The organism is Leptospira perdikensis, from assembly GCF_004769575.1.
Classification (GTDB): domain Bacteria; phylum Spirochaetota; class Leptospiria; order Leptospirales; family Leptospiraceae; genus Leptospira_A; species Leptospira_A perdikensis.
In genome coordinates this window covers 168,620-190,193 of record NZ_RQGA01000007.1, presented here as the reverse complement: position 1 = coordinate 190,193, position 21,574 = coordinate 168,620, and the positions used below count along the sequence as shown (strand labels likewise).

Genomic DNA, 21,574 nt, shown 5'->3' with positions numbered 1-21,574 from the left:
TTTATTTCCCGATCCATTTGGTTTGGGCTTTTTCCATAAATTCCACGATGTTTCGTTTCATATGGATGAAGTCGTCGATCCCGAGAGATTCGGCTTGTGTGATGAGGTCTTTTGGATATCCTGCGAGTAATTTCCAGGAGTTAGGCAATTGGGTTTTCATCTCCAAAACAAATTCGGGCAGGTAGGTCGCATACTCTTCGTCAGACGAACATAAGACAACGATTTCTGCACCGAGTTCTTTGGCTGCCGACACACCTTCTTTAACAGAAGTGAATCCGAGGTTATCGATGATTTCATACCCAAGGCAACCGAGAAAGTTGGAACTAAACCCGGCTCTTGCTTTTCGCATAGTTAAGTCACCGATGGTGAGTAAAAAAATCTTTGGAAGTTTTTCCCCCGATGCGATATGAGTGTCTGTGATATTTCTCCATTTGTCAAATTCGTAAGAAAGACGAACGGGAACAAGACTTACATAGGTTGTCTTCTTTGTTGTTCCAATTTGTTTTTTGGTCTCTTCTAAAGAACTGACAAGTTCAGGATGTCTTTCGGAAGGAAGAGGGTATTGGTTTGTTCCGAGTAAGATTTCTTTTTTGGTGGCTAGAGCATTTCTTTTTTTATCAGCACGAGTTGTGATCTCTTTCTGGATGGTACCTTTTTTCAAAGCATCCCCAAATCCACCGTCTTTTTCTAAAGTTTGAAATTGAGACCATGCTGTTTCTGCTAGTTTTTTAGTGAGGACTTCTAAATAATAAGATCCAGCAGCTGGGTCTTCCACTTTGTCAAGGAAGGACTCATAACGAAGAAGGAGTTGTGAATTTCTGGCAATTCGTTTGCCTAACTCTTGTTGTGCGGAGTATTCAGAATCAAATGGTAAAACAGAAACAAAATCGGCCCCACCCATGACAGCAGACATTGCAGCAGTTGTTCCGCGTAACATATTGACATAGGGGTCGTAAGCCGTGAATTGGAAATTGGAAGTTCTTGCAACGATAAGGGCCGGAACACTTTCTCCAAGGCCAGGTTTGTAAGCATTCAAAACTTCTGTCCAGAGGATCCGCATGGCTCGAAATTTTGCCATTTCGGTAAAGTAGTCGGAACCAATTCCCATCCAGAACCAAATGTTGGCAGCAGCGTCTTCAATCGAAACACCAACATCAATATGGCGGTTTAAATAGTCCACTCCCCAAGAAAGAGAATAGGCCAACTCTTGGCCAATGGAAGCCCCGGCATCTCGTAAGTAGTAACTATGAATCCCAACACCAGCAAATCCTTTGGTTCCGGAAAGTGTTGCAAAAGATTTTCCGATAGCACCTTCTTCGATTTTTAATTCCCCAGATAAAAGTGCAGTTCCGTAAGGATCCAAATCGCCAAGAACGATGTTATGCGAAGATGTAAGTTTTTTAAGTGAGTCAGCAAAAGATGTAGTTCTAGAGCTAAGGGAGACCACAAGGGGAAGATTTCCCGTCTGGCCTGCAAGTTTTTCCAAGTCACTAGAAGATTTGATTTTTAATCCAAATTGGTTTCCATCTTCTTCGTGTGAGATAAGGACTGCAGCATCCGCACCTTTTTTGGAAAGGTCATTCAGTTCTGATTCAGACAGGATGGTTTCAGTGATATTCCATCCTGGATTCCGTTTGTACACTCTAGGAAGTTCGGGGATATCTTCTTTGCGGTAGAAGGGTTCGATTTTGAATCCTTCTTCTGTTTCCCATGTGACTTTGTCCCAAGGGTTACCTTTTAAATCTTTGAGGATTTGGTTTTTCCAATCCTCAGTGGAAACTTCAGGGAAGTCTGAAAATAAAAATTCGTTCAATTTATTCCTCTACGATTTGGTAGTCTTCCATATAACCCGGAAAGTCGCCTAACCCACGTGTGAAGGTGAATTTAGCAGGGTAAACAACAAGACGTCTGCCTGATTGTAAAAACGTTCCCGACAATAATGTGAAAGGGGAGGCGACAACAAAGGCTGCGGTTCCGAGAAGGGTACCGGCAAGTCCCATAGGACGCGCAACAATCAAATCAATCAACATTTCGCCACCAGATGGCACTTCTCTTGCGGATAAACTATGGGTCCATAGGAGACAGATTAAGAAAAGGATGGACAAGGGTCGTGTTTGTTTCATAGGCTGATCACTCGGGCTTTCATCTGATGAAATCTCGAGAATGATATCCCTGTAAAGTAAGAAATATGGCTAAAGAAATTGTTTTGTTTGTTCTCTATTCTATTGTGCATCTTTTGGCGATCGCTACGATCACAAAACATGATGCCCTCTACCTCCCTTCCAAAATCATTCCAATATTGATTCTCATTGTAGCACTCTTTCGCTACTTTCCGACTTTGGAAAAACGTGGGAAATTGGTGGCTGTGGGTCTAGTGTTTTCTCTTTTTGGGGATGCTTTCCTTGCTCTTCCCAAAGAAGGATATTTTGTATTTGGACTCGGTTCCTTTCTGATTGCCCAATTGATCTACTCATATGCTTTCACATTGGACTCAAAAGTTAAACCTTTACTGGCAGTCCCGTTTTTACTATTTGGTAGTTCTTTCTTCTTAGTTCTTGTTCCAAAACTGGGACCTCTTCTCATTCCTGTAGGAGTCTATATTTCTGCTATCTGCCTAATGGGTTGGCGTGCTGCTGCGAGAAATTCGGTTTCCAAACCTTTTTATCTAGGACTGTTGGGTGCCTTGGTATTTATCCTTTCTGATTCCATTATAGCATATTCTATGTTTCTAAAACCAGAAATGGACAGATTCACTGCATCTATGGGAATTATGATCACCTATTACATTGCCCAAGTCCTCATATACTCTGCCACAAAGTCGGAAGAGTTGGATGTCCAATCAGTGAAAAATACTTGATTCACATAAAACTCGCGAGTATCGTATTTATGGTTTTGAATAACCGGGGAATGGGATTATGAAATCACTAAAAAAAACATCCTTTATCGAGGCAGTTGCAGCCGCAATTGAACACGAAGTTCAATGTTTCAATTTTTATCTAAAACTTTCCGAAAGTTTACCGGAAGGTCAAATTCGAGAACTGTTCAGCCAACTTGCGTTAGATGGTGATGAACATATTAAATTCATTAAAGAAATTTATAAAGGTGCAGAAGGAAAAGAACTTCCTAACTTAAAACAACTTTCTGAAATTGAAAAGTTCCATTCGTCAACCATCCAAAAGGTTATGGACAGATTGGACCGAAATAAACACGCAGAAGTGAAAGCAGACGAAAGAAAAGCATTGGAACTTGCCATTAGAGAAGGGGAAGATGCTCGTAATTTTTATGCTACCATTCGAAACAAATTCAAAGATCCTAAAATCAATTTATTATTCCAAAAATTAGCCAACTTCAACGAGTCCAATAATTCTCTCCTAGAAGCTCAAGCTATGGCAATGGAACAGTCTACCCCTGCAGACCAAGTTTTCTATTGGGAAGATGAAGAATTAATGGAACAAGTGAATCCTTCGAACAAGGTGTCTGCAAAACCAAAAGCGGCGAAACCTGCGCCAAAAGCAAAGGTTTCTTTAACAAAACCATCTGCTAAAAAAGCTGCCAAACCAACAAACAAACCTTCTGCGAAGAAAACTGTGAAAAAGGCAGCCAAAAAAGCCGTAAAAAAAGCGGTATCAAAACCAAAAACAAAACCCGCTAAGAAAAAAGGTAAGAAGAAATAGTGAAATACCAAGTAACTCATACATTTTCCGTTCCCCTCGACAAACTCCTACATGCGAGAGAGGAAAGATATAAACATCTAGATCAGTTTCCTGATCTTAAAAATGTAACTCTTTTGGAAGAAACCAAAGATGGGAATATCATTCGCCAAAAACGCAAAGTGAGTTTGGAAGGATCTATGCCTGCCGTACTTTCGGCAGCATTGAACGATCTTTCTCTTTTGGAAGAATCCACTTTTGACATTACTACGAACACTCACGAATTCAAAATCTCCCCACCAGGAAAAGACAATGTATTTGTGATCAAAGGTAAAAGTAAATACGAAGCGGATGGAGCCGAATCCAAACGTTCCTACGATGTGGATGTGATTTCTAGTCTCTTATTTGTTTCTCCGATTGTAGAAAAGGCAATTGAAGAAATTCACAAACATAGTTTGGAAAAAGACAGAAAATCCATCGCCAAATTTTTGGGGGTCGAATCCTAAGTAAGAAGTGAAGTCTTCTTCTCCCTCTTTTTTACGGTCGATCTTGGAACTCAATTTGACGGTCCTCATCATGGGGAACGTCACTTTGTTTGCCAAACTCCTTCCCTTTCCTGCCGTTACGATCATTTCTGGTCGGGCCTTATTTTCTGTCATTTTACTCGGACTTTTTTTCTGGCTTCGTGGGAAGTCTGTATCCTACCGAAGTTTTAAAGACTTTTTGTTTGTATTTGGAATTGGGATTCTTTTTGCCCTGCACTGGGTGACATACTTTCACTCCATCCAAGTTTCCACGGTTGCTGTAGGGATGTTGTCTCTTTTCACTTATCCTGTGTTTTCTGCTCTCTTGGAACCATTGTTTGGTGGAAAGCGCCCTGAACCGTTTGCTTTCTTTTTGGCTCTTTTTTCCTTTTTTGGACTGTTTCTCATTGTGCCGGATCTTTCCTGGAACAACCAAATGTTCCAAGGAGTGGTTTGGGGTGTGGTTTCGGCCGTGTTGTATGCGATTCGTAATCAACTTACCAAAGAAATGCATGTTCACTATCCCAGTGCCCAAATTCTTTTCACCCAACTGCTTGCAACATCTGTAGTTCTTCTTCCCTTTGCGGATGGCCTTTTTGTAATGTTAGCGGAACCAAAATATCTTTTGTTTCAAGTTGTACTTGCTGGGATTTTTACCTCACTTGCCCATACGATTTGGATTCGTAGTTTATCTAACTTATCTGTGACCACGGCGGGAACTTTGTCTACTCTTAGCCCCATTTACGGAAGTTTGGCGGCCTGGTATTTTCTCGGCGAAGTACCTCCCGAAAGGTTGTGGTTAGGTGGTGGTGTGATTTTGTTTTGTGCAATATTGGAAGTATTTCGAAAAAAAGCAGAGGGTGGTAAAGCGGAAGAGGTAGGTTCGACGTAGGACCGACAGAGTTGTCTAGTTTGCAGCTAGAATTATGGTTTGTCCAAATTGTAGTAAATAACCGTTGTTGTCGTAAACTGCAAATTCTCTCATTCCATATTCAAAGTTTTCAATGGGATAACATACTTTCAATTTGTCTTTAACTCGGTTCCAGATGTTGTCTACATTATCTGTATGGAAGTAGAAGGAACCCGTGAAAGTTGGTTTTTCAAAGGGTATGTGGTCATTTGGTTTACTGATCATTAGGCCTGCGTTATCCAGTTGCACTTTCGCCCAACCCAAATCCTTTTTGTTTGTTAAACAAACAAATCCTAGTGATTTCACATAAAAGTCCACTGTACCTTGCAAGTCAGTAGTGTATATCATTGGTATTAATTGATTCAGTTTTGGAGCCATACTTCTTGTTGGTCTTCTTATGTTAAACCGATTAAAATTTAGTTTATTTTAACTTCTTTTATTTCTGCAATCCATTTGGTTCTGTTCGGTTCTAAAATCTTTCTGACAGTTTCTTGATCTACTTCCTTGGTTCCGGTCATTGGGATTTTAATGGCAAAAATAAAAGATAAAACTTTATCCTCATTTGTTGTGATCATTCGATGCAAATTGTATTCAATATATCCTCCTGTTCCGGGAGATAGAAAAAATTCGAATATATAATCTTCTTTTTGTGAGGAATGAGTATTCTGAAATACATTTGGTGTTCTGATCGAATTGGGAGTGATCACCTTTGCTGTATAAGTGGGTAGAATCTCTTTGATTTTCTGAACGTTTTTCCATTCAAATTTGGTGATCATTCGATCCCATTTTTCTAATTGATCCACCTTTCGTAAGTATTCCCGAATCGAATTGGTCTCATTAGAATCGGTAAATACGATTTGGTATTCTTCTTCATCAAAAATTTCTAACTTAATGGGGTCAGCCGCTTGGACATTTGTAATCACCATTAGGTAGAGAAGGATGGTTCCGTAGATTTTTTGATTCATATAGGGTCCTTTTGTAATAATGATGGCATGACTTCAGCATTTCCGCCTAACGGAAAATACTTGGGTTTATCCGAGTTGTCAAATTGGTACATTCTCTCTAGAAGCTTCAATAAAAAAATAGACAAAAAATAAAATATTCCTTAGCGGAATCATTCTCCGTTAGGTGCCAACTATTTTCTGTTTTGTGATTTTTTAGAGATAAATAGGGTAAGAAAAATACCGCAAACCCCTTGTTTGGAAATTTCAAAATAACCTTCAAATATTTGTAATAAAGTTTGACAGATTCTTTATTTTTTGATCTCTAATGTCTCTTTGTGGAAATCATAATCAATTTCCGCCAAGGAGCCTGTTTTGAAGAAAATTACTTTTGTATTTGCGTTCGCGGTTTCTGCACTCGTATTCCAGTGCCAGTCAGGAGAAAAAGCGGGAGCTGAAGACACTAAGACCATTTTAGAAGGGAGTTGGGTTCTCACTTCAGATTGTGTTAAAAATCCTTCTCCCAGTCCCGTGGCTTGGCTTGTCATTAGTAACAATCGGGAGATTAAATCCTGTTATAAAAAAACAAGTAGTGTTGTCAAAGGACAGATGAGCAAAGGCCAACCAGAAGGAAATTATCGCATCGAATGGCAAGAAGGCCCTGGGTCAACGGCTCAATATCCGGTGGGTGGACCTAAACTGAATCTTTTTGGGATGACCACCGAAGGAGTTACTGTTTGTTATGCGAGACTTCCGAATCCAACAAAAAGTCTTCCTGGTTTTTGTAAGTGATGGAGAAATCCAAATAGGATGATCGATTAGTAAAAAAACAAATCTCATACACCTCAATGATAGCAGAAATCCTTTCTGGTTGGAAAATTTTGTATGAAACAAGAAATCCGGCCAGAAAGTTTGGTGGCTATAGTGGGGATTAAAAAATTATGAACTTAGTCATTTTAAACAATGGGATTCAGATGGAAGATGGGGGCCTTTCTTTTGTTTGGATCGCAGCCAAGGTCTTTATCCTTTTGGTTGGTTCTGTATTCATACTATTTAGTCTCCCAAGCTTTCTGAAAAAAAAACCTGTAGAAGACCCCACATTCAACCATCCCTTTATGATGTTAGTGAGTGGGATTTTTTGGTTTGTTGTAGGTTTATTCACACCTCTCGGAACAGAAAAAACTTCGATTCTACTCGATGGGGTTTCTCGGGAAATCACGGTAACAAAAGAATCCACAAAATTCAAAATTCCTTTTTCGGAGTTTCAGTTTTTACTTTTATTACCGGACTCAGCTTTTCTGGAAGAGGAGGATGTAGATACATCCAAACCAAAACCGGATCCAAAAATCCAACACATAAGCCTACTGACTTCTTATGGTTTTGAATTAGAACTTGGGTCACTTGAGCCAACAAACCAAAAACAAAATTTAAAATCACTAGTGAGTTTACTTGGTCTCCCAGTATTGAATCATATTGCCGAAATTCCTTCTAGGATTCTTCTGGAAAAATCGAAACAAAGGAAATTCGGTCTTGGTATTTCGAGAAAGGAAATCCAACCAGAATGGGACTGGGTGCCTGATCCGAGTGTACTTTATCTTTTAGGTTCTACGGTTGTATTTCTTTATGGGCTTTGTTTGGTTTACTATTTTTTTAGATTAGCACCGGCAAAAAAATTCCCTTCTTACTCACAGATTCTCTGGGGAACTGTTTTCATTTTTTTCTCTAGTTTTATTCTTTATATCACTATTATTTATGGATGGGGAAGGAACAGAGTTCTCATCAGCGAAGAAAAATTAAATAGAGAGTTCACTGTTTTTGGATTTTCTCTGAGTGCCCAGTCTGTTCCGAAAGATTCATTTGGGACTTTGTATTTAAACTATCCATTGGGAAAGGAAGATCAATGCATTTTGTATCTGGTATTAAGATCAGAAAAATTTGAAGACCAGTGGACAAGAATTTACGAAACTAAGTGGGAAAGTATGTACAGGTTTGATGAACCAAATCTTTTTTTCAAAATGAATGTTTGTAATTTAACATTAACAAAACGATTGGAACTGATGAAAGATATTTATCAGTTTTCATTATCAGATGATAATGAAAAAACTTTCTTACCGTCTCAAACAAAGAAGGAGAAAGAAACAAATACATACTAATTTTTTTTAGGATCAGTCCCCAAAGCGCCACCGATTGTAGCGGAAATCCTTTCTGGTTCGAGAACCCTGTTGGATACAAAAAGGCCTTCCAGAAAGATTGGAGCGAAAAGCGGGATCGCCTAATGGATAGAATGTGGGGACTCCAAGCCATTGGCGAGGCGCCCCAATGATTAAAATCTAATTCATTCGTGTAAATGGTGGATGACTTGAATTAATTTTTCTTGTACTTCTTTAGCAATCTTTTCTAGTTCTGGGTTTTGGACGAGTTTTGTCATGGTCATTGGGTCGAAGATGGATACTTTGGTTTCCCCATTTTTTTCTTCGGTGACAACCACATTGCAGGGGAGTAATAGTCCGATTTCGTCGGCGGTTTGTAGGGCTTTGTGCGCAAAACTTGGGTTACATGCTCCAAGAATGGTGTATCTTTTGAAATCGACTCCTATCTTTTCTTTGAGTGTGTGTTTGACGTCGATTGTAGTTAAAACACCAAAACCTTCTTTTTTTAGGGCTTCGGTTGTGTCGGTGATGGTATCTTCAAAATTTTTTTTTCTGTGAACAGTGAGTCCTAACATAAATCCTCCGCAAGTCTATACCCCATAGGGTATGGTTTCGAAAAGGAACTTGCAAGAGAATTTTGGTTAGGATTTAAAAAAGATCATTCTTTTTTAGGGAGTTTTTGCATCTCTTCTACACTGGGAAGCTGCGTTGACATATGACGGATTTCCCCAGAAGAATTGAGTAGGAAGTATTGGGGAATGGGATCTGTTTTTAAGGAACCAAACCGGTCATCCAAAATCAAAGTTTGGAATTCTTGGTCTCTCGGAGTGTAGTTCAGTAAAACATAAGCACCGAGATCTGGTTTGCCTTCGCCGCATTCAAGGCCTTGGAGCATCTCACAACGAGATTTGGTCACTGCCAGGAGAATGAGTTTTCCTTCGCGGGAAGCCTGTCCAAAAGCGAAGGATTTGTTATGACCCCAATGGATTTCTTCACTCGCCATTTCGTTGATTTTGATATAACCATAAACCAGTAATAAAATGAATAGTGGCATGGATAAAAAACCAAGCAGGTAAAAAACACGGGAATATTTCTGCATACAAGGCAATGGAACTGAAACACCCAGTTCTCGCCAAGTTGAATTTTTAATCTTCCCCAAACCAAGAAACTTTAAAAAAAACTACACCTTCTTCTTCCCAAATCAAATCTGGTTCAAAGAGAGAAACCTTAGGAGAAATCAATGGAGATTTGGTATACCGAAAAATTGGAATTAGAAAAAGGGCGCGCTGTCAGTTACCGGGTAACAAAAACAATCGAAAGCCTACAATCTCCGTTCCAAAAAATCGATATTTTTGAAACACAATCCTTTGGCCGCATGTTTACACTTGATGGTGTAACAATGGTTACTAACAAAGACGAACATTCATATCATGAAATGATAGCCCACATCCCCATGATGAGTCACCCAAATCCAGAATCGGTACTTGTGATTGGTGGGGGAGACGGTGGAACGGTTCGCGAAGTATTAAAACACCCTTCTGTCAAAGAAGTTGTGTTATGCGAGATTGACAAAGCCGTTGTAGATATTAGTTATAAATATTTTCCTGAATGTGCTGATGCGATGAAAGATCCAAAGGTCATTCATTATTATGATGATGGTGCCAAATTTGCTCGTGAAAACCAAGGCCGTTTTGATGTGATTCTAGTCGATTCTAGTGATCCAGTAGGCCCAGCAGAAGTCCTATTTAAAGAACCATTTTTTCGGGATATGGCAAGTGCATTGAAACCAACAGGAATCATTGCGACTCAAGCGGAATCTTTTTGGTATCATGGAGATGTGATTTCTTCTCTATTCAATTTCATTCCCAAAATTTTTCCTGAGTATGGATACTATTACACAACGATTCCTACCTATCCTTCTGGAATCATTGGGTTTACTTTTTTATCCAATGCGATAGATCCTTATTCTGTGACACCAGATCCTAAACGAGTTCCTAAAGGACTCAAATACTATAGTCCTGAAATTCACAAAGCTGCTTTTGTACTTCCTGAATTTGCAAAAGCTTATATCAAACGAAAAGGATAGATTCTTTGTGAAACAGATTCTCGTATTCTTTTTCCTACTGTTCTTATCTTTTCTGACAACTACCCATTCATTGTGGGCAGAAGAAACAAAAGCAACACAGTTGGAATTAGAAGCGGAATCTTATGAGGAACGTGGGTATCCAAAAAAATCAGAAGAAATCCGTAACAAAGTCAAAAAAATTCGTTCTGATCAATTTCGTGATCGAAACACTCAAGAACAATATGTTTCACCCACAAAAAACATCCCAGCAACCAACCAAGGTTCTTTGGAATTCAACCAAGGAACTTGGGAGGTCGGGTTTCGGGGCTTAACTCAGTTTGGGGTTTTTTCTCCAGGTAATGACTGGGCACTTGATAATGGCCGTGTGGCTTTCCAGGCAGGCACACCGTATTATCCTCGATCCCCCATTGGATACCAAAACATTCGAACTCTTCCTTATTCCTACGATTTAGAGAATTCGAATCGAGCTTCTGGTTCTTTATCGCCTCGAGTGGCATACAAACATAAATCTGCAAAATGGGGATTGGAATATGTTTACTTTCAGTTTCAAACAACAAATGATTTCCTTTCTATAGGATTTTTGGGTGAAACGCAGTCTGCATACCATTCGGATCGTCTGTATAGCGCAGAGCATAAATTAGTTGTTAAAATTTATGAAGAGTTTTCTAAAAATATTGGTTATAGTTGGGATTTTGGAATCCGAGCCGGATCTTTTCACACAAATTCCGTTTTTTCCTCCCAGACGATGAGGCAAACGGGAGTTATGCGAGATTCAATGCGATATCTTGCTCCAAGTACAGGATTCAAATTTTATCATAAATTGGAAGACGGGTTTTCATATGAATTAGGAGGAGATTTGTTTTTTACTCCTCTTGGTCGACTTCAATACAGAAGGGATATTTTTACCCAAACTGGCGGTGTACCAAGATTTGCGGAAGGTATGGTTTTGGGTGAAGAAGCCTATTCTGTATTTTCAGAAAAACCAGTGCAAACAACCATTGTTGGACTTGATCTAGTCGGACAATTCAATTGGCAACCGTTTGACCACCATAAATTTCACTTGGGTTTACAAGTCATCCAATATATATGGAGAGCTAACGAATCTTATGTGCCAGGGATTCGGGCCTTAAATCAGGATTCTTTTCATTCGGGAGTGAGAGATTTTTATTTGAGTTCTGCTTATTATGAGGCAGATGGTCGGGACAAACGCCTTTCTCGAAGTTATCTAATTCAGAATTTATACTTTGGATATACTTATGTTTTTTAAAATTTGTTTTCATTCTCTGTTATTGGTTTTTGTTTCTTTGTTGGGAATGGGTTGTGGGATTTCCCTTCGGGTGTATCGTCCTTTCCCGAATGAAACTGCATTTGAATTTGTCAAAAAAATGGATCATATTGAGATCAAAGTCAAAGAAGAGAACCGAATGAAGATGGGGATTTATGATGGATATTTTTCAAGTCCCGAAGGACTTCCCAATGAATATGGTCCTTTGTCCTATTTGATAAGAAAAGAACTTTCTATGCGTGGGAATCGTTATCCTTTGTTACTCGATAGAGGAGGGAAGATTTTAGTTGATGAATTCCAATTGGTTTCCCTTGATAAGTGTTCTAAAAATTTAAGTTTCGTTCGTCTGAAGGTACGAATTCAAATTGGTAGTTCTACAGAAGAAGTATTTTCTTATTATGATGAAATTGATTCTCGTGTGACCAATTGTTATTTAACCGGAAGTATTCTAACCGTGATACCATTGTTATGGTATGTTCCATATAATGGATTTCGGGGGAATCGAGAAGACCAATTGAACCAATTGGGAAGAAATTCTTTGTCGGAATTTTTTGCAAAGTTGGAAGTTTTGTCCGGGTATAACGGAAGTTCACCGGTAGATGAATCTCCTCAGCCGGAGTCTGCACCTATAAAACAGAAACAAACACCAACAAAACAAGAACCAGTGGATCCAAAACTGAAAGAGATTTTAGAGAGTTTATGAAATTTCGTGTCATTCTCCTATTCATCTGGATTGGTTTTTATTTCATAAACTGTTATTCATTAGAAAAACCATACAACTACGGGAATCCATACCTTCCGAGTCCCGAATTTACCGAAGACGATCCACAATTTGAAGAAGGAGAACCAATTTGGATTTTGGACCAAACTGGAAATTGGATTTTTTCTCTTCCTTCTAAATTAGTCCTCCTTAATTTAAAAGCGGACAACCATCATATTTCAAAAGAAACAAAGGAATATCTGATTCGTTATATCAAAGAAAACAATTTACGAGATGTGAAAGTACGTTTCAACCAATATGCTCCGATTTCTGAATGGAAACGTCTGCCTAAAAACAAAAATATCAATCCTGTGGTTCGGTATTTCTTTGGGTCCATTTCTTTACTCGCGTATACTTTTCTTCCTGGTCGTTTATTTGCAGGAACTATAGGAGGGGATCACTACAATTCTTTTACCAACACAATCAATGTGTATTCTGACTTACCTCCTGTTGTCATCCACGAAGGAGGGCATGCCAAAGACTTTGCCCAAAGAGAAAAAAGAACTTTATATGCCGCCGTATATGCCATCCCTGTGGTTGGTGCACTCTATCATGAAGCAAGAGCCTCTGATGATGCCTTAAATTATTTTGCAGAAAAAAATGATAGAGAACAGTTAGAATCTTCTTATGAACTGCTCACACCGGCTTATTCTACTTATGTGGGAGGCGCTATTGGAGATGTGGTGGCCAATCCCATCACCGCTGTTGCTGTGATCCCGGGCCATATTTACGGTCGTTACAAAAAAAGAGACATTGATATGGAATTAGACAAAAGAAAACAAAAGATCCAAATTAAGGAACCTAAGTGAACCATTCATCCAACTTCATTCAAAAATTTGACACTAGACGAGATACACTTAAGTCTCTGCTTTGTATCGGTCTTGATCCTGAATTAGAAAAATTACCCAAAGTTAGTTTGGAGTCTAAGGCTCCACTTGTTCATTTTGCAGAAACCATCATTCGTTACACTCATCCTTATGCAACCTCTTGGAAACCGAACGTTGCCTTTTTTGAACGGTTAGGTGCGGAAGGATATTTTGCTTTGGAACATATGGTCCGAGTGATGAAGGAAGTTTCGCCACAAGTGCCCATTGTGATGGATGCCAAACGAGGGGATCTTGCCAATACTTCTAAAGAGTATGCTAAGTATTTTTTCAAGACCTTGGGGGTAGATGCGCTCACTGTAAATCCTTATATGGGCCGTGATAGTTTGGTTCCTTATTTGGATCTCGGTGGTTATATTTTTGTCCTAGGCCTTACTTCCAATCCTAGTTCTGCTGATTTTCAAAAACAAAAATTGGTAGGGAAGGATATCTTTTTATATGAAGAGGTGAGTGATCAGATGGCAAGGCTCGGTGAAGAGTACCCAAACCAGGTCGGACTTGTTGTGGGCGGAACCCATCCCTCAGAAATCAAAACCTTACGTTCCCGCCATCCAGAAATGTATTTTCTCATTCCTGGATTCGGTGCCCAAGGTGGGGATTTAGAATCCATCATCCAAGCTTCTGGAAAACATTCGCTTATCAATTCTTCCCGGGGAATCACCCTTAGTTCTTTGGAAGAAAATTTCGGACAAGTTGCACAAAAGAAAGCAGAAGAAGTCCATCTGCAAATGAACCAACTCTTTCTCTGACGGTCTAATCACCACCAGGGAAACAAGTGAAAGAAACATTAGCTATTGTTGGTACGGGAATCGCTGGTCTCGGTTCTGCGTACTTTTTAAAAAATGATTTTGATTTAACCATATTTGACAGTGCCGATTATATAGGTGGTCATACGAATACTGTTATGGTAGAAGAGGATGGAGTTTCCATTCCGATTGATACCGGGTTCATTGTGTTCAATCATGTCACCTATCCAAACTTACTTAGACTATTCCAAACACTAAATGTTCCGACAAAAAAATCGGATATGTCTTTTAGTGTCCAACATGATCCCACCAAATTAGAGTTTTGTGGTTCAGGCCTAACCGGATTATTTGCCCAGAAAAAGAATCTTTTCCGCCCTCGATATTTGAAGATGTTACTTGAGATAGACAGGTTTAACAAGTCGGCACCAAAGATTTTAGAAGATCCTAAGTATGATACTTGGAATTTGGGTCAGTACATGGAAACCTTCGGATTTGGGAAAGACATCCTCAACTTCTATTTAATTCCTATGAGTTCAGCAGTTTGGTCTACTCCTCCTGATCTTATGTTGGAGTTCCCCGCTAAGTCACTCATTCGTTTTTTTTATAACCATGGATTTTTGGGTCTGAATACCCAACACCAATGGTATACCGTGGACGGTGGATCTCATGAGTATATAAAACGAATCATTCCACCCATTAAAGATCTCATTCGTTTGAACACTCCTGTGAAACAAGTGAACAGAACTACGGATGGAAAGGTAGAACTTGTGTTTGGTGAGAATAAAAAGCAAGTTTTTGATAAAGTTTTACTTGCCACCCATGGCCATATTTCTGCGAAATTACTAGGAAATCCTACGAAATTAGAGAATGAACTTCTTCCCCTTTACAAATACCAACACAATACTGCCACTCTCCATACGGATGCGAGTGATATGCCAAAAATTTCCTCATGTTGGTCGAGTTGGAATTATAAAATTGTAGAAGGGGAGATGGGAAAACAAGATCCGTATACCATCTATTGGATGAACCGTTTGCAAAATGTTTCTAAAAAACAAAATTATTTTGTAACGATCAACGACCCAGGACGTGTTGAGAAAGATAAAATTATCAAAAAAATCGATTATGAACATCCGCTATTTTCTGTAGAAGCCTCTCTTGGTCAAAGTCGCCTTTTTGAGTTGAATCAAAATGGCCCTATTTATTATGCCGGTGCTTATTTTCGGTATGGATTTCACGAAGATGGATTTTTGTCCGCAGTGAATGTCTCTCGGAGTATTTTAAAAAGGGATCCATGGACTTAAATTCCTGCATGTATGCGGCGGATGTATTTCATGCCCGGACCGCCCCAAAACCAAACAAGTTCCAATACAAAATATTCAATTTTTATTTGGACCTTTCCGAAATAGACCAGTTGTCCCACAAAAGTTTTTGGTTTTCCAGAAACCGATGGAATCTTTTTTCCTTTTATGACAAAGACCATATCCAGTTTGGAAAAGAGAACGTTTATGAAAATATAAAGGCCTTTCTCGAAGCCTCTGGGGTCACAAACATTGGAAAGATATTTCTTCTAACCAACCTTCGTATCCTTGGTTATGGGTTTAATCCCGTCAGTTTTTATTTTTGTTATGATAAGGCAGGGGAGCCCCTAGTATCCATTGCGGAAGTCGGGAATACGTTTGGCGAAATCAAACCCTATCTTGGATACTTTAAGAAGACAAAAGGAACGATTGCTGATCCTGAAGTGTACATTAGAGAACAGAAGAATTTTTATGTCTCACCTTTCATTCCTTTAGATTCCGAATTTGAGTTTCGATTGAATGTACCGAAAGAAGAATTACAGATTGGTGTCGACTCTTTCGAAAATGGAAAACGAATTTTAGTTACTTCCTTTCTTGGAAAAAAAATTCCATTCCAATCAAAATACTTATTAAAACTTTTTGCCCGATTCCCATTTATCACCGTCAAAATAATAACATTGATTCATTGGCAGGCGTTCAAGTTATGGGTCAAAAAAATTCCATACATTTCGAAACACCAAAACTTAGAGAAACAAACAGGAGTTCCCCTTGGAAAAATCACAGAACCAGTCCCTCTTACAAGACACGATTGATTCAAAACTTTTTACCGAATTAAAGAACAAGTCTATCACAGATCAGTTTCCTATTTATAGGAAAATTTTTTTTAAAGCAATGAGTTCCATGAAAAGAGGATCCTTACGAATGATCCTTCCTGATGGAGAACAAGTGGTCATCGGTGATCCCGATTCTTTGTTCGACTCAAAATTTCACTCAGCTCTCGTTCATGTGAAGGATCCGGTTTTTTTCAAAAAATCAGTGTTATATGGTGACATTGGGTTTTCGGAATCTTATTTAACTGGAGATTGGGAAACCGATTCAATTGAAAATGTAATCTCGTGGTTTATTTTGAATGTGGATGATAGTCCGAATATGTCGGGTGCCAAAAAGAAATTATTCCATTTGGATTTATTCAATTTAGGTAATAAATTCCTGCATTTTTTGAGAAAGAACACCTTAACCGGCAGTAAAAAAAATATTGTAGAACATTATGATTTGGGGAATCGATTTTATAAATTATTTTTAGATCCAACGATGACTTATAGTTCTGCTTATTTCGAAGCACTTGAAGATACATTAGAAGAGGCACAAACTAAGAAGGTAGATAAACTCTGTCAAAAGTTGAAGTTAAATCCAGCCGATCATCTTTTGGAAATTGGAAGTGGGTGGGGATTTTTGTCGATCCATGCTGCAAAAAATTATGGATGCCGTGTTACTACTGTGACCCTTTCCGAAGAACAATATAGTTTTGCTAAAGAAAAAATCGAGAAGGAAGGACTTAGTGATAAAATCGAAATTCGCATTCAGGATTATCGAAAGTTAGAAGGACAATTTACAAAAATTGTTTCTGTAGAAATGTTAGAGGCGGTAGGAGATGCATTTTACGAAACCTTCTTTCAAAAGTGCCAAGACCTTCTCACAAAGGATGGGATTATGGCTCTTCAAGTCATCACTTGCCCTGATTCCCGGTTTACTTCGTTCAAAAAGGGAATCGATTTCATTCAGAAACATATTTTCCCGGGTTCTTTACTCCCTTCAATTGGGCGAATGAACCAAGCCATCAACCGTACAGGTGACATGTATCTTTTCCATCTGGAAGATCTGGGTCTTAGTTATGCGAAGACTTTACGGTTTTGGCTAAAGAGTTTTGAAGAAAACATCCTTGAGGTAAGAAACCAGGGTTATAGTGAAACTTTTATCAGAAAGTGGAGATATTATTTAGCTTATTGTGCGGCAGCGTTTCAAATGAGAAATATCAGTGTAGTTCAATCTGTTTATGTTAGGCCAAACAATCTGAATATCTAACTCGTACAAAACACAAACTTACTGGTAACGAACCGTTATCAGTAGTGTTCTTACTTTAAAAAAACATCTTGCCAAAGAAAACCCAAACCTTTACTACTCTGTCTATGAGAGAAACGAAGTCTGTATTTACCTTTGATGAACCAATAGAACGATTGTGGTCGGGAGTTACCGTCTATGAAGTGTTAGTACATTGGTTGGCGGACGAGGTAAAAGGAAGACCGAAGGTAGGTGGTGACTTCTCTTGGACATGGAAATTAGGACTAGAGGGTGATTTTACCACTCATGGTACCTACAAAAAGATAGAACCACTGAAAGAATTGGTTATGGAGTGGAAAGACCATCCAGCAGATCCAAGTGGTGCCATTTTTTTACAATTATTATTTGAATCCAAAGGTGGGGACAAATCTCAGCTAACAATCATTAATGGTGGATTCCCTGACGGAGATGGTTCTGATGTTTGGATTGAAGGAGCCAAAGAAGCTTGGGATGGGCAAGCCATTCACTTAAAAGACTTTCTAAAACAAAATCCAGATATCACTAAATTTTTTAAAAAATCTTGATCTCTAGACCCTTTCTAAAATCCTGGTAAAAGTAAGGGTTGTTAAGGAGGGTTCGAAGATGGAATATCCTGAATTGGAACCGTATTTCCAGAAATTAACTGATATAACAGACCGTATCGCTATGATGAACAATCATTTTGATGCGACACCTGAGATCGACATACCACAGTTATCTGAGTTTTACAATGACATTCAGTCAAAGGACTGGGAGAATACAGACAGAGAGTATTACGAGCTCTTTACTAGTTATTTTACCTTTCATGTGAAGACTGTAGAAGAAATCATTCAAGAAGCACGTGAGATTTTGAATCCGGAAAATCGGGAATACGTGAAAAAGTTAGTAAGCCATGTCCGTAACTCGGATGATTGGTTTGTAAATCTAAAAAAGAAACGCAAACTAGCTCGTATCCAAGTCGCTTAAAACTTCGACTCCCTCGACCGAAACATCGAGGGAGGTGTCTCAATTCGCTTTACAATTAAATCCGTTTCCTTTCTCCTTTCAGATATGCTCAAGGCACGGTTTCTTTTTTACCCGGTTATCCTTTTACTGTTTTTGTTTGTTGTTGATTCTATATTTAGAATTCCCTACATTCAGACAATTACTAAGATTGACTTAACGGCTGTTAATTATAAAGCCAAGTCGGATTTTTTAGAAAAACTCCTTACTGAAAAACCGGGAGTTCATTCTCCCAAAGTCAAAAAAATCATGCTCATTTTGGGTTCGTCGCGGTTACTTTATTTTGATCATGATGAATTGGTTTCTTTTTATCCGGATTGGGATGTTTACAACCTTTCTTCCGCGGTAACCACACCTGCTTATTATGACTTTCAGCTAACAAAGATTTTGGATGCGGGCATTAAACCAGATCTCGTTGTTATGGAAACCGATCCAAATCAGTTCAACCAAAACTCAGTATTCAAAAGTTCAAACCTAACTTATAGTTTCGATTTATCCTATGTTCTTTCTAATTTGGGTTTGTTTGGAAAAGACCATGCCTCTTTTTATCTGGGTCGTAAACTTTTTGCAGTGGGAACTTATAAACCCTATATAGACCAAATGTGGAAAAATTATAAAAATCCGTATTTGGATAACGCTATTGGAATGCATCAGGCAACTTATGATTATATCCTGACTCATAATGGAAATGGACTTTCTCCTATAGACAATTATATGGAAAAGGATTCCAATTCTTTACAAATGACAAGCCATAGAACTCTGGATTGGTTATTTGCATCTTACGTTCGTAGTCCCATGCAATTTGGTTTTTATGAAAAAATATTAGACCGATTGCAGGCAGAAAAAATCAAAACGGTGATTGTTTGGCCACTTTCTTCTCCTGACTTTGAAGCTCTAATGGAAAAAGAGGCTCTGGTGAAAACTTGGGAAAAGGAAATCGATACACTCACATCCAGTAAAAATTTCTCAATTCTGAAACTGAAGAACGATCCGTCTTATACCTGTAATGCGTTTGCAGATGGAGGGCACGTAGCAAAGGATTGTTATCGTAGTCTAATGCGTTCTATTCTATTGGAATACTTTCGGAAGTACGAACCGAATCGTCTGTAAATTCGATTCCACAAATGGGTATAGGCCCAGTGGAGGATTCAATCACTGATTTGAGGGAACGAGGTTTTTGTGGAATGGAAGGAACCGTTCCCTCATTGTCCGTTTGCACATATTTTAAATTTGTAGTCAACCCGGAAGGGGCATCCGCCCAAAAGAAAATTCCTTTAGTTGTTCCTGTAGTAACCCGTCCATAGTTTTTTCTAGATGAACCAGCAGAAATGGAAGGTGTTCCCGTATTATAGAAGTTTGTGGATCCTTGTTTGATGGAAGTTTTTGCTGTCGTGGGTGCGACTGGATTTGTGATGATCCTAGTAAAATTTGCGGAAAAAGGATATCTGGTTAGGGCCGCACTGAGGTTGATTGTTGTCGGTGCGGTAGCATCACTTGTCACTTGTTCTACGGCAGTAAGATTGGCTAGTCCAAAACTTTGAGCACTGAGTAAAGTAAAGATGCGAAAGAATACATCAGAGTTTTGTGAACCGAGTAATGAAGAATCGAAATTGGGAGCAGCAGTTCTAAACAAGGTGATTAGGTTCCCTGTCGAATTTGCCCTTGTCCCAGATGCCCCAATGACAGTTTCTCGAAAGAAGGTTTGTCTTTGTGTATTGGTGGTTCCAGAGATATCATAGAGATAACGCATAAAGACATAGGCATAGGAATATTGTTTTAAGATATCAGAATTAGAACTATCCCAGTCGATTAGTGAGACCCCATTGATCCCATCATTACAACGCGAATCATTGACTCCCGAATAACAATCCATTCGACTATTTTGGGGTCCATATCCTGCAATGTCACTTGACACTTCGCTTGTACCTTCGTTGATCCAAAGTTCGTCGGTTTGGTTTGCATTCCTCATTCTGGGATACCGTAATAGATGTTGGAATTCATGGGCTGCAGTGGAAGCAAACGCATTGGGATCATAATTAACTGCTGCTATCAGTTCTTTCCCATCTAAATATAAAACTTCTGCGTAATTGGAACGAACCCGTGAGAATATATTGTCTGGGAAGTAGTTCACTGGGTCGTAGTATCCAGCCACATAAGCACTGTTTGCTGTTGCACCATCTCGAATGTCCATGACGAGAATTTTTACTTTACCGTCACCATCCACATCACTCGGTGCCCCAAATGTAGATATCAATATAGGATAAGTAATTGTATCAAAATCACGAGCAAACTTAACTAAATCGTAATTAACGAATAACGATCTTTCTTTATAAACTTCTACGTTGGTCCCAGAACTTACTAAATCTACCGCTACACAAACACTACTTGATGTTGTTAGATCCCTTGCCCAGATATCTGGACCATTCACACAACTGGCTCCATATAAAGAATACGCACCCAGGAGTAGGAGCAGGTTGTTATTTTTTTCTATTTGTGGATTTAGGAGATTGCAATCAGACGTGAATGATGTTATGAAAAGAATAGGAAAAAGGATCAGTCGTTTCAAATGCATAAATTCCTAGCAGCGGGTCTTTTTTCCCTGACATTCTTTTGGACGAATCCAAACTTCGCAAAGTCGTTGGATGGCTTGTATTTTTCCGAGAAACTCGCTACGGAGAATGGCTATCTAATATTAGGAATAGAGATTTTCACAGAAAAGGGAAAGTCTTTTTATAATGCCCAGGAGTTACGGTTCCAAAATTCTCGTGGATGGGAAGAAGTATTATTTGTGGGAAAGGTCACAACGGAAGGGTCAGGTCTCCTCCTAGTTCCTGAGGCCTGCCAAATTCGCGCTGCAGACAGTTGGGGCAAAAAAATGGCACTCCTTCGTCGGTTTGACTGTGACCATTTACAGTTCCGCTTAGAAGCGGATTCGAATGGGCTTTATCAGATTTCGGAATCTTTGCTTGGGACAAGAAAACAGGTTCCCTTACCTTATGTGATAGAACACAATGTGGGAAGTCCTGTCGCGGTTCGTTTTGAGGCAGAACGGATGACTACAGAAGGCATTTGGGGCTTCCATCTAAACGGGTTGGGTGGAAAAGATCCAGAAAAGTCCTGGAATCCATCTAAACGAACCTGGGAGCCGTTCCAAGGATACAAATCGGAACCCGGTCTGCAATTCTACCGGTGGAAACGAACCTTTTCTAATTGACCCACGGGTTCGTTCCAGGGACTTTCC

At 39.1% G+C, this 21,574-nt stretch carries 25 protein-coding genes; 18 read left to right on the top strand and 7 right to left on the bottom strand.

What is annotated here, in order from left to right; genetic code table 11:
- Nucleotide 1: 1 nt before the first annotated feature.
- Together EHQ49_RS08025 and EHQ49_RS08020 are read right to left on the bottom strand one after the other, a co-directional pair.
- On the bottom strand, nucleotides 2-1,813 hold the full coding sequence (locus tag EHQ49_RS08025; protein WP_135578181.1) for a methylmalonyl-CoA mutase family protein: 1,812 nt from the start codon (nucleotides 1,811-1,813) through the stop codon (nucleotides 2-4).
- Nucleotide 1,814: 1 nt separating this feature from the next.
- The gene (locus EHQ49_RS08020) at nucleotides 1,815-2,123 is read right to left on the bottom strand and encodes a hypothetical protein (protein WP_244241404.1); all 309 of its coding nucleotides are present in this window, start codon (nucleotides 2,121-2,123) and stop codon (nucleotides 1,815-1,817) included.
- 65 nt (nucleotides 2,124-2,188) lie between these two features.
- Here EHQ49_RS08020 and EHQ49_RS08015 point away from each other — a divergent pair, with 65 nt between their 5' ends.
- From EHQ49_RS08015 to EHQ49_RS08000, 4 genes are read left to right on the top strand one after another with little or no spacing between them, the layout of a single operon-like run.
- Complete coding sequence (locus EHQ49_RS08015) at nucleotides 2,189-2,857, top strand: lysoplasmalogenase (RefSeq protein ID WP_135578179.1); 669 nt, start codon at nucleotides 2,189-2,191, stop codon at nucleotides 2,855-2,857.
- Between the two features lie 58 nt (nucleotides 2,858-2,915).
- Nucleotides 2,916-3,674: a ferritin-like domain-containing protein gene (locus tag EHQ49_RS08010; protein ID WP_135578176.1), complete on the top strand. Its 759-nt coding sequence runs from the start codon at nucleotides 2,916-2,918 to the stop codon at nucleotides 3,672-3,674.
- The gene (locus EHQ49_RS08005; protein ID WP_135578174.1) at nucleotides 3,674-4,156 is read left to right on the top strand and encodes a DUF2505 family protein; all 483 of its coding nucleotides are present in this window, start codon (nucleotides 3,674-3,676) and stop codon (nucleotides 4,154-4,156) included. The genes EHQ49_RS08010 and EHQ49_RS08005 overlap by 1 nt, the downstream gene beginning before the upstream one ends.
- A 55-nt stretch (nucleotides 4,157-4,211) precedes the next feature.
- Nucleotides 4,212-5,066, top strand: coding sequence for a DMT family transporter (locus EHQ49_RS08000; protein WP_244241403.1), 855 nt, complete (start codon nucleotides 4,212-4,214; stop codon nucleotides 5,064-5,066).
- Between the two features lie 15 nt (nucleotides 5,067-5,081).
- Here EHQ49_RS08000 and EHQ49_RS07995 read toward each other — a convergent pair whose 3' ends face one another.
- Nucleotides 5,082-5,462, bottom strand: coding sequence for a VOC family protein (locus EHQ49_RS07995; RefSeq protein ID WP_135578171.1), 381 nt, complete (start codon nucleotides 5,460-5,462; stop codon nucleotides 5,082-5,084).
- Nucleotides 5,463-5,500: 38 nt separating this feature from the next.
- Nucleotides 5,501-6,049, bottom strand: a complete 549-nt coding sequence (locus EHQ49_RS07990) for a hypothetical protein (RefSeq protein WP_135578169.1) — start codon at nucleotides 6,047-6,049, stop codon at nucleotides 5,501-5,503.
- A gap of 351 nt (nucleotides 6,050-6,400) precedes the next feature.
- Between EHQ49_RS07990 and EHQ49_RS07985 the strand changes: the two genes are divergently transcribed.
- On the top strand, nucleotides 6,401-6,817 hold the full coding sequence (locus tag EHQ49_RS07985; protein ID WP_135578166.1) for a hypothetical protein: 417 nt from the start codon (nucleotides 6,401-6,403) through the stop codon (nucleotides 6,815-6,817).
- A gap of 149 nt (nucleotides 6,818-6,966) precedes the next feature.
- Nucleotides 6,967-8,178: a hypothetical protein gene (locus EHQ49_RS07980; RefSeq protein WP_135578164.1), complete on the top strand. Its 1,212-nt coding sequence runs from the start codon at nucleotides 6,967-6,969 to the stop codon at nucleotides 8,176-8,178.
- A 182-nt stretch (nucleotides 8,179-8,360) separates the two neighbouring features.
- Here the strand turns inward: EHQ49_RS07980 and EHQ49_RS07975 are convergent, their stop codons facing one another.
- Nucleotides 8,361-8,750 carry a DUF302 domain-containing protein gene (locus tag EHQ49_RS07975; RefSeq protein ID WP_135578161.1) on the bottom strand — a complete coding sequence of 130 codons (390 nt, stop codon included), beginning with the start codon at nucleotides 8,748-8,750 and terminating at the stop codon, nucleotides 8,361-8,363.
- A gap of 83 nt (nucleotides 8,751-8,833) precedes the next feature.
- Nucleotides 8,834-9,274: a hypothetical protein gene (locus EHQ49_RS07970; protein ID WP_135578159.1), complete on the bottom strand. Its 441-nt coding sequence runs from the start codon at nucleotides 9,272-9,274 to the stop codon at nucleotides 8,834-8,836.
- A gap of 141 nt (nucleotides 9,275-9,415) precedes the next feature.
- On the opposite strand from EHQ49_RS07970, the gene speE reads away from it, so the two are divergent.
- The 11 genes from speE (at nucleotide 9,416) to EHQ49_RS07915 (ending at nucleotide 19,443) form a co-directional block, all read left to right on the top strand.
- A complete protein-coding gene (speE, locus tag EHQ49_RS07965; RefSeq protein ID WP_135578157.1) occupies nucleotides 9,416-10,261 on the top strand; it encodes a polyamine aminopropyltransferase in 846 nt (281 codons plus the stop codon).
- Nucleotides 10,262-10,268: 7 nt separating this feature from the next.
- Nucleotides 10,269-11,528 carry a hypothetical protein gene (locus tag EHQ49_RS07960; protein WP_135578155.1) on the top strand — a complete coding sequence of 420 codons (1,260 nt, stop codon included), beginning with the start codon at nucleotides 10,269-10,271 and terminating at the stop codon, nucleotides 11,526-11,528.
- A complete protein-coding gene (locus tag EHQ49_RS07955; RefSeq protein WP_135578152.1) occupies nucleotides 11,518-12,249 on the top strand; it encodes a hypothetical protein in 732 nt (243 codons plus the stop codon). The genes EHQ49_RS07960 and EHQ49_RS07955 overlap by 11 nt, the downstream gene beginning before the upstream one ends.
- Nucleotides 12,246-13,115: a hypothetical protein gene (locus EHQ49_RS07950; RefSeq protein WP_135578150.1), complete on the top strand. Its 870-nt coding sequence runs from the start codon at nucleotides 12,246-12,248 to the stop codon at nucleotides 13,113-13,115. The genes EHQ49_RS07955 and EHQ49_RS07950 overlap by 4 nt, the downstream gene beginning before the upstream one ends.
- Nucleotides 13,112-13,939, top strand: coding sequence for an orotidine-5'-phosphate decarboxylase (pyrF, locus tag EHQ49_RS07945; protein ID WP_135578148.1), 828 nt, complete (start codon nucleotides 13,112-13,114; stop codon nucleotides 13,937-13,939). The genes EHQ49_RS07950 and pyrF overlap by 4 nt, the downstream gene beginning before the upstream one ends.
- A 26-nt stretch (nucleotides 13,940-13,965) precedes the next feature.
- The gene (locus EHQ49_RS07940) at nucleotides 13,966-15,237 is read left to right on the top strand and encodes an NAD(P)/FAD-dependent oxidoreductase (RefSeq protein WP_135578146.1); all 1,272 of its coding nucleotides are present in this window, start codon (nucleotides 13,966-13,968) and stop codon (nucleotides 15,235-15,237) included.
- Nucleotides 15,238-15,245: 8 nt separating this feature from the next.
- On the top strand, nucleotides 15,246-16,046 hold the full coding sequence (locus EHQ49_RS07935) for a DUF1365 domain-containing protein (RefSeq protein ID WP_135578353.1): 801 nt from the start codon (nucleotides 15,246-15,248) through the stop codon (nucleotides 16,044-16,046).
- On the top strand, nucleotides 16,003-17,316 hold the full coding sequence (locus EHQ49_RS07930; RefSeq protein WP_135578144.1) for an SAM-dependent methyltransferase: 1,314 nt from the start codon (nucleotides 16,003-16,005) through the stop codon (nucleotides 17,314-17,316). Before EHQ49_RS07935 ends, EHQ49_RS07930 begins: the two co-directional genes overlap by 44 nt.
- A gap of 104 nt (nucleotides 17,317-17,420) precedes the next feature.
- A complete protein-coding gene (locus tag EHQ49_RS07925; protein WP_135578351.1) occupies nucleotides 17,421-17,876 on the top strand; it encodes an SRPBCC family protein in 456 nt (151 codons plus the stop codon).
- A gap of 58 nt (nucleotides 17,877-17,934) precedes the next feature.
- The gene (locus EHQ49_RS07920; protein WP_135578142.1) at nucleotides 17,935-18,297 is read left to right on the top strand and encodes a PLU-1-like domain protein; all 363 of its coding nucleotides are present in this window, start codon (nucleotides 17,935-17,937) and stop codon (nucleotides 18,295-18,297) included.
- Nucleotides 18,298-18,381: 84 nt separating this feature from the next.
- Nucleotides 18,382-19,443 (top strand): DUF1574 domain-containing protein, encoded by a 1,062-nt coding sequence (locus tag EHQ49_RS07915; RefSeq protein WP_135578140.1) that lies wholly within the window; start codon nucleotides 18,382-18,384, stop codon nucleotides 19,441-19,443.
- Here EHQ49_RS07915 and EHQ49_RS07910 read toward each other — a convergent pair.
- Nucleotides 19,397-20,905, bottom strand: coding sequence for a peptidase MA family protein (locus EHQ49_RS07910; RefSeq protein WP_244241402.1), 1,509 nt, complete (start codon nucleotides 20,903-20,905; stop codon nucleotides 19,397-19,399). The genes EHQ49_RS07915 and EHQ49_RS07910 overlap by 47 nt on opposite strands.
- On the opposite strand from EHQ49_RS07910, the gene EHQ49_RS07905 reads away from it, so the two are divergent.
- Nucleotides 20,900-21,547 carry a hypothetical protein gene (locus tag EHQ49_RS07905; RefSeq protein ID WP_135578138.1) on the top strand — a complete coding sequence of 216 codons (648 nt, stop codon included), beginning with the start codon at nucleotides 20,900-20,902 and terminating at the stop codon, nucleotides 21,545-21,547. The two genes, EHQ49_RS07910 and EHQ49_RS07905, sit on opposite strands and share 6 nt — an antisense overlap.
- Nucleotides 21,548-21,574: the final 27 nt, after the last annotated feature.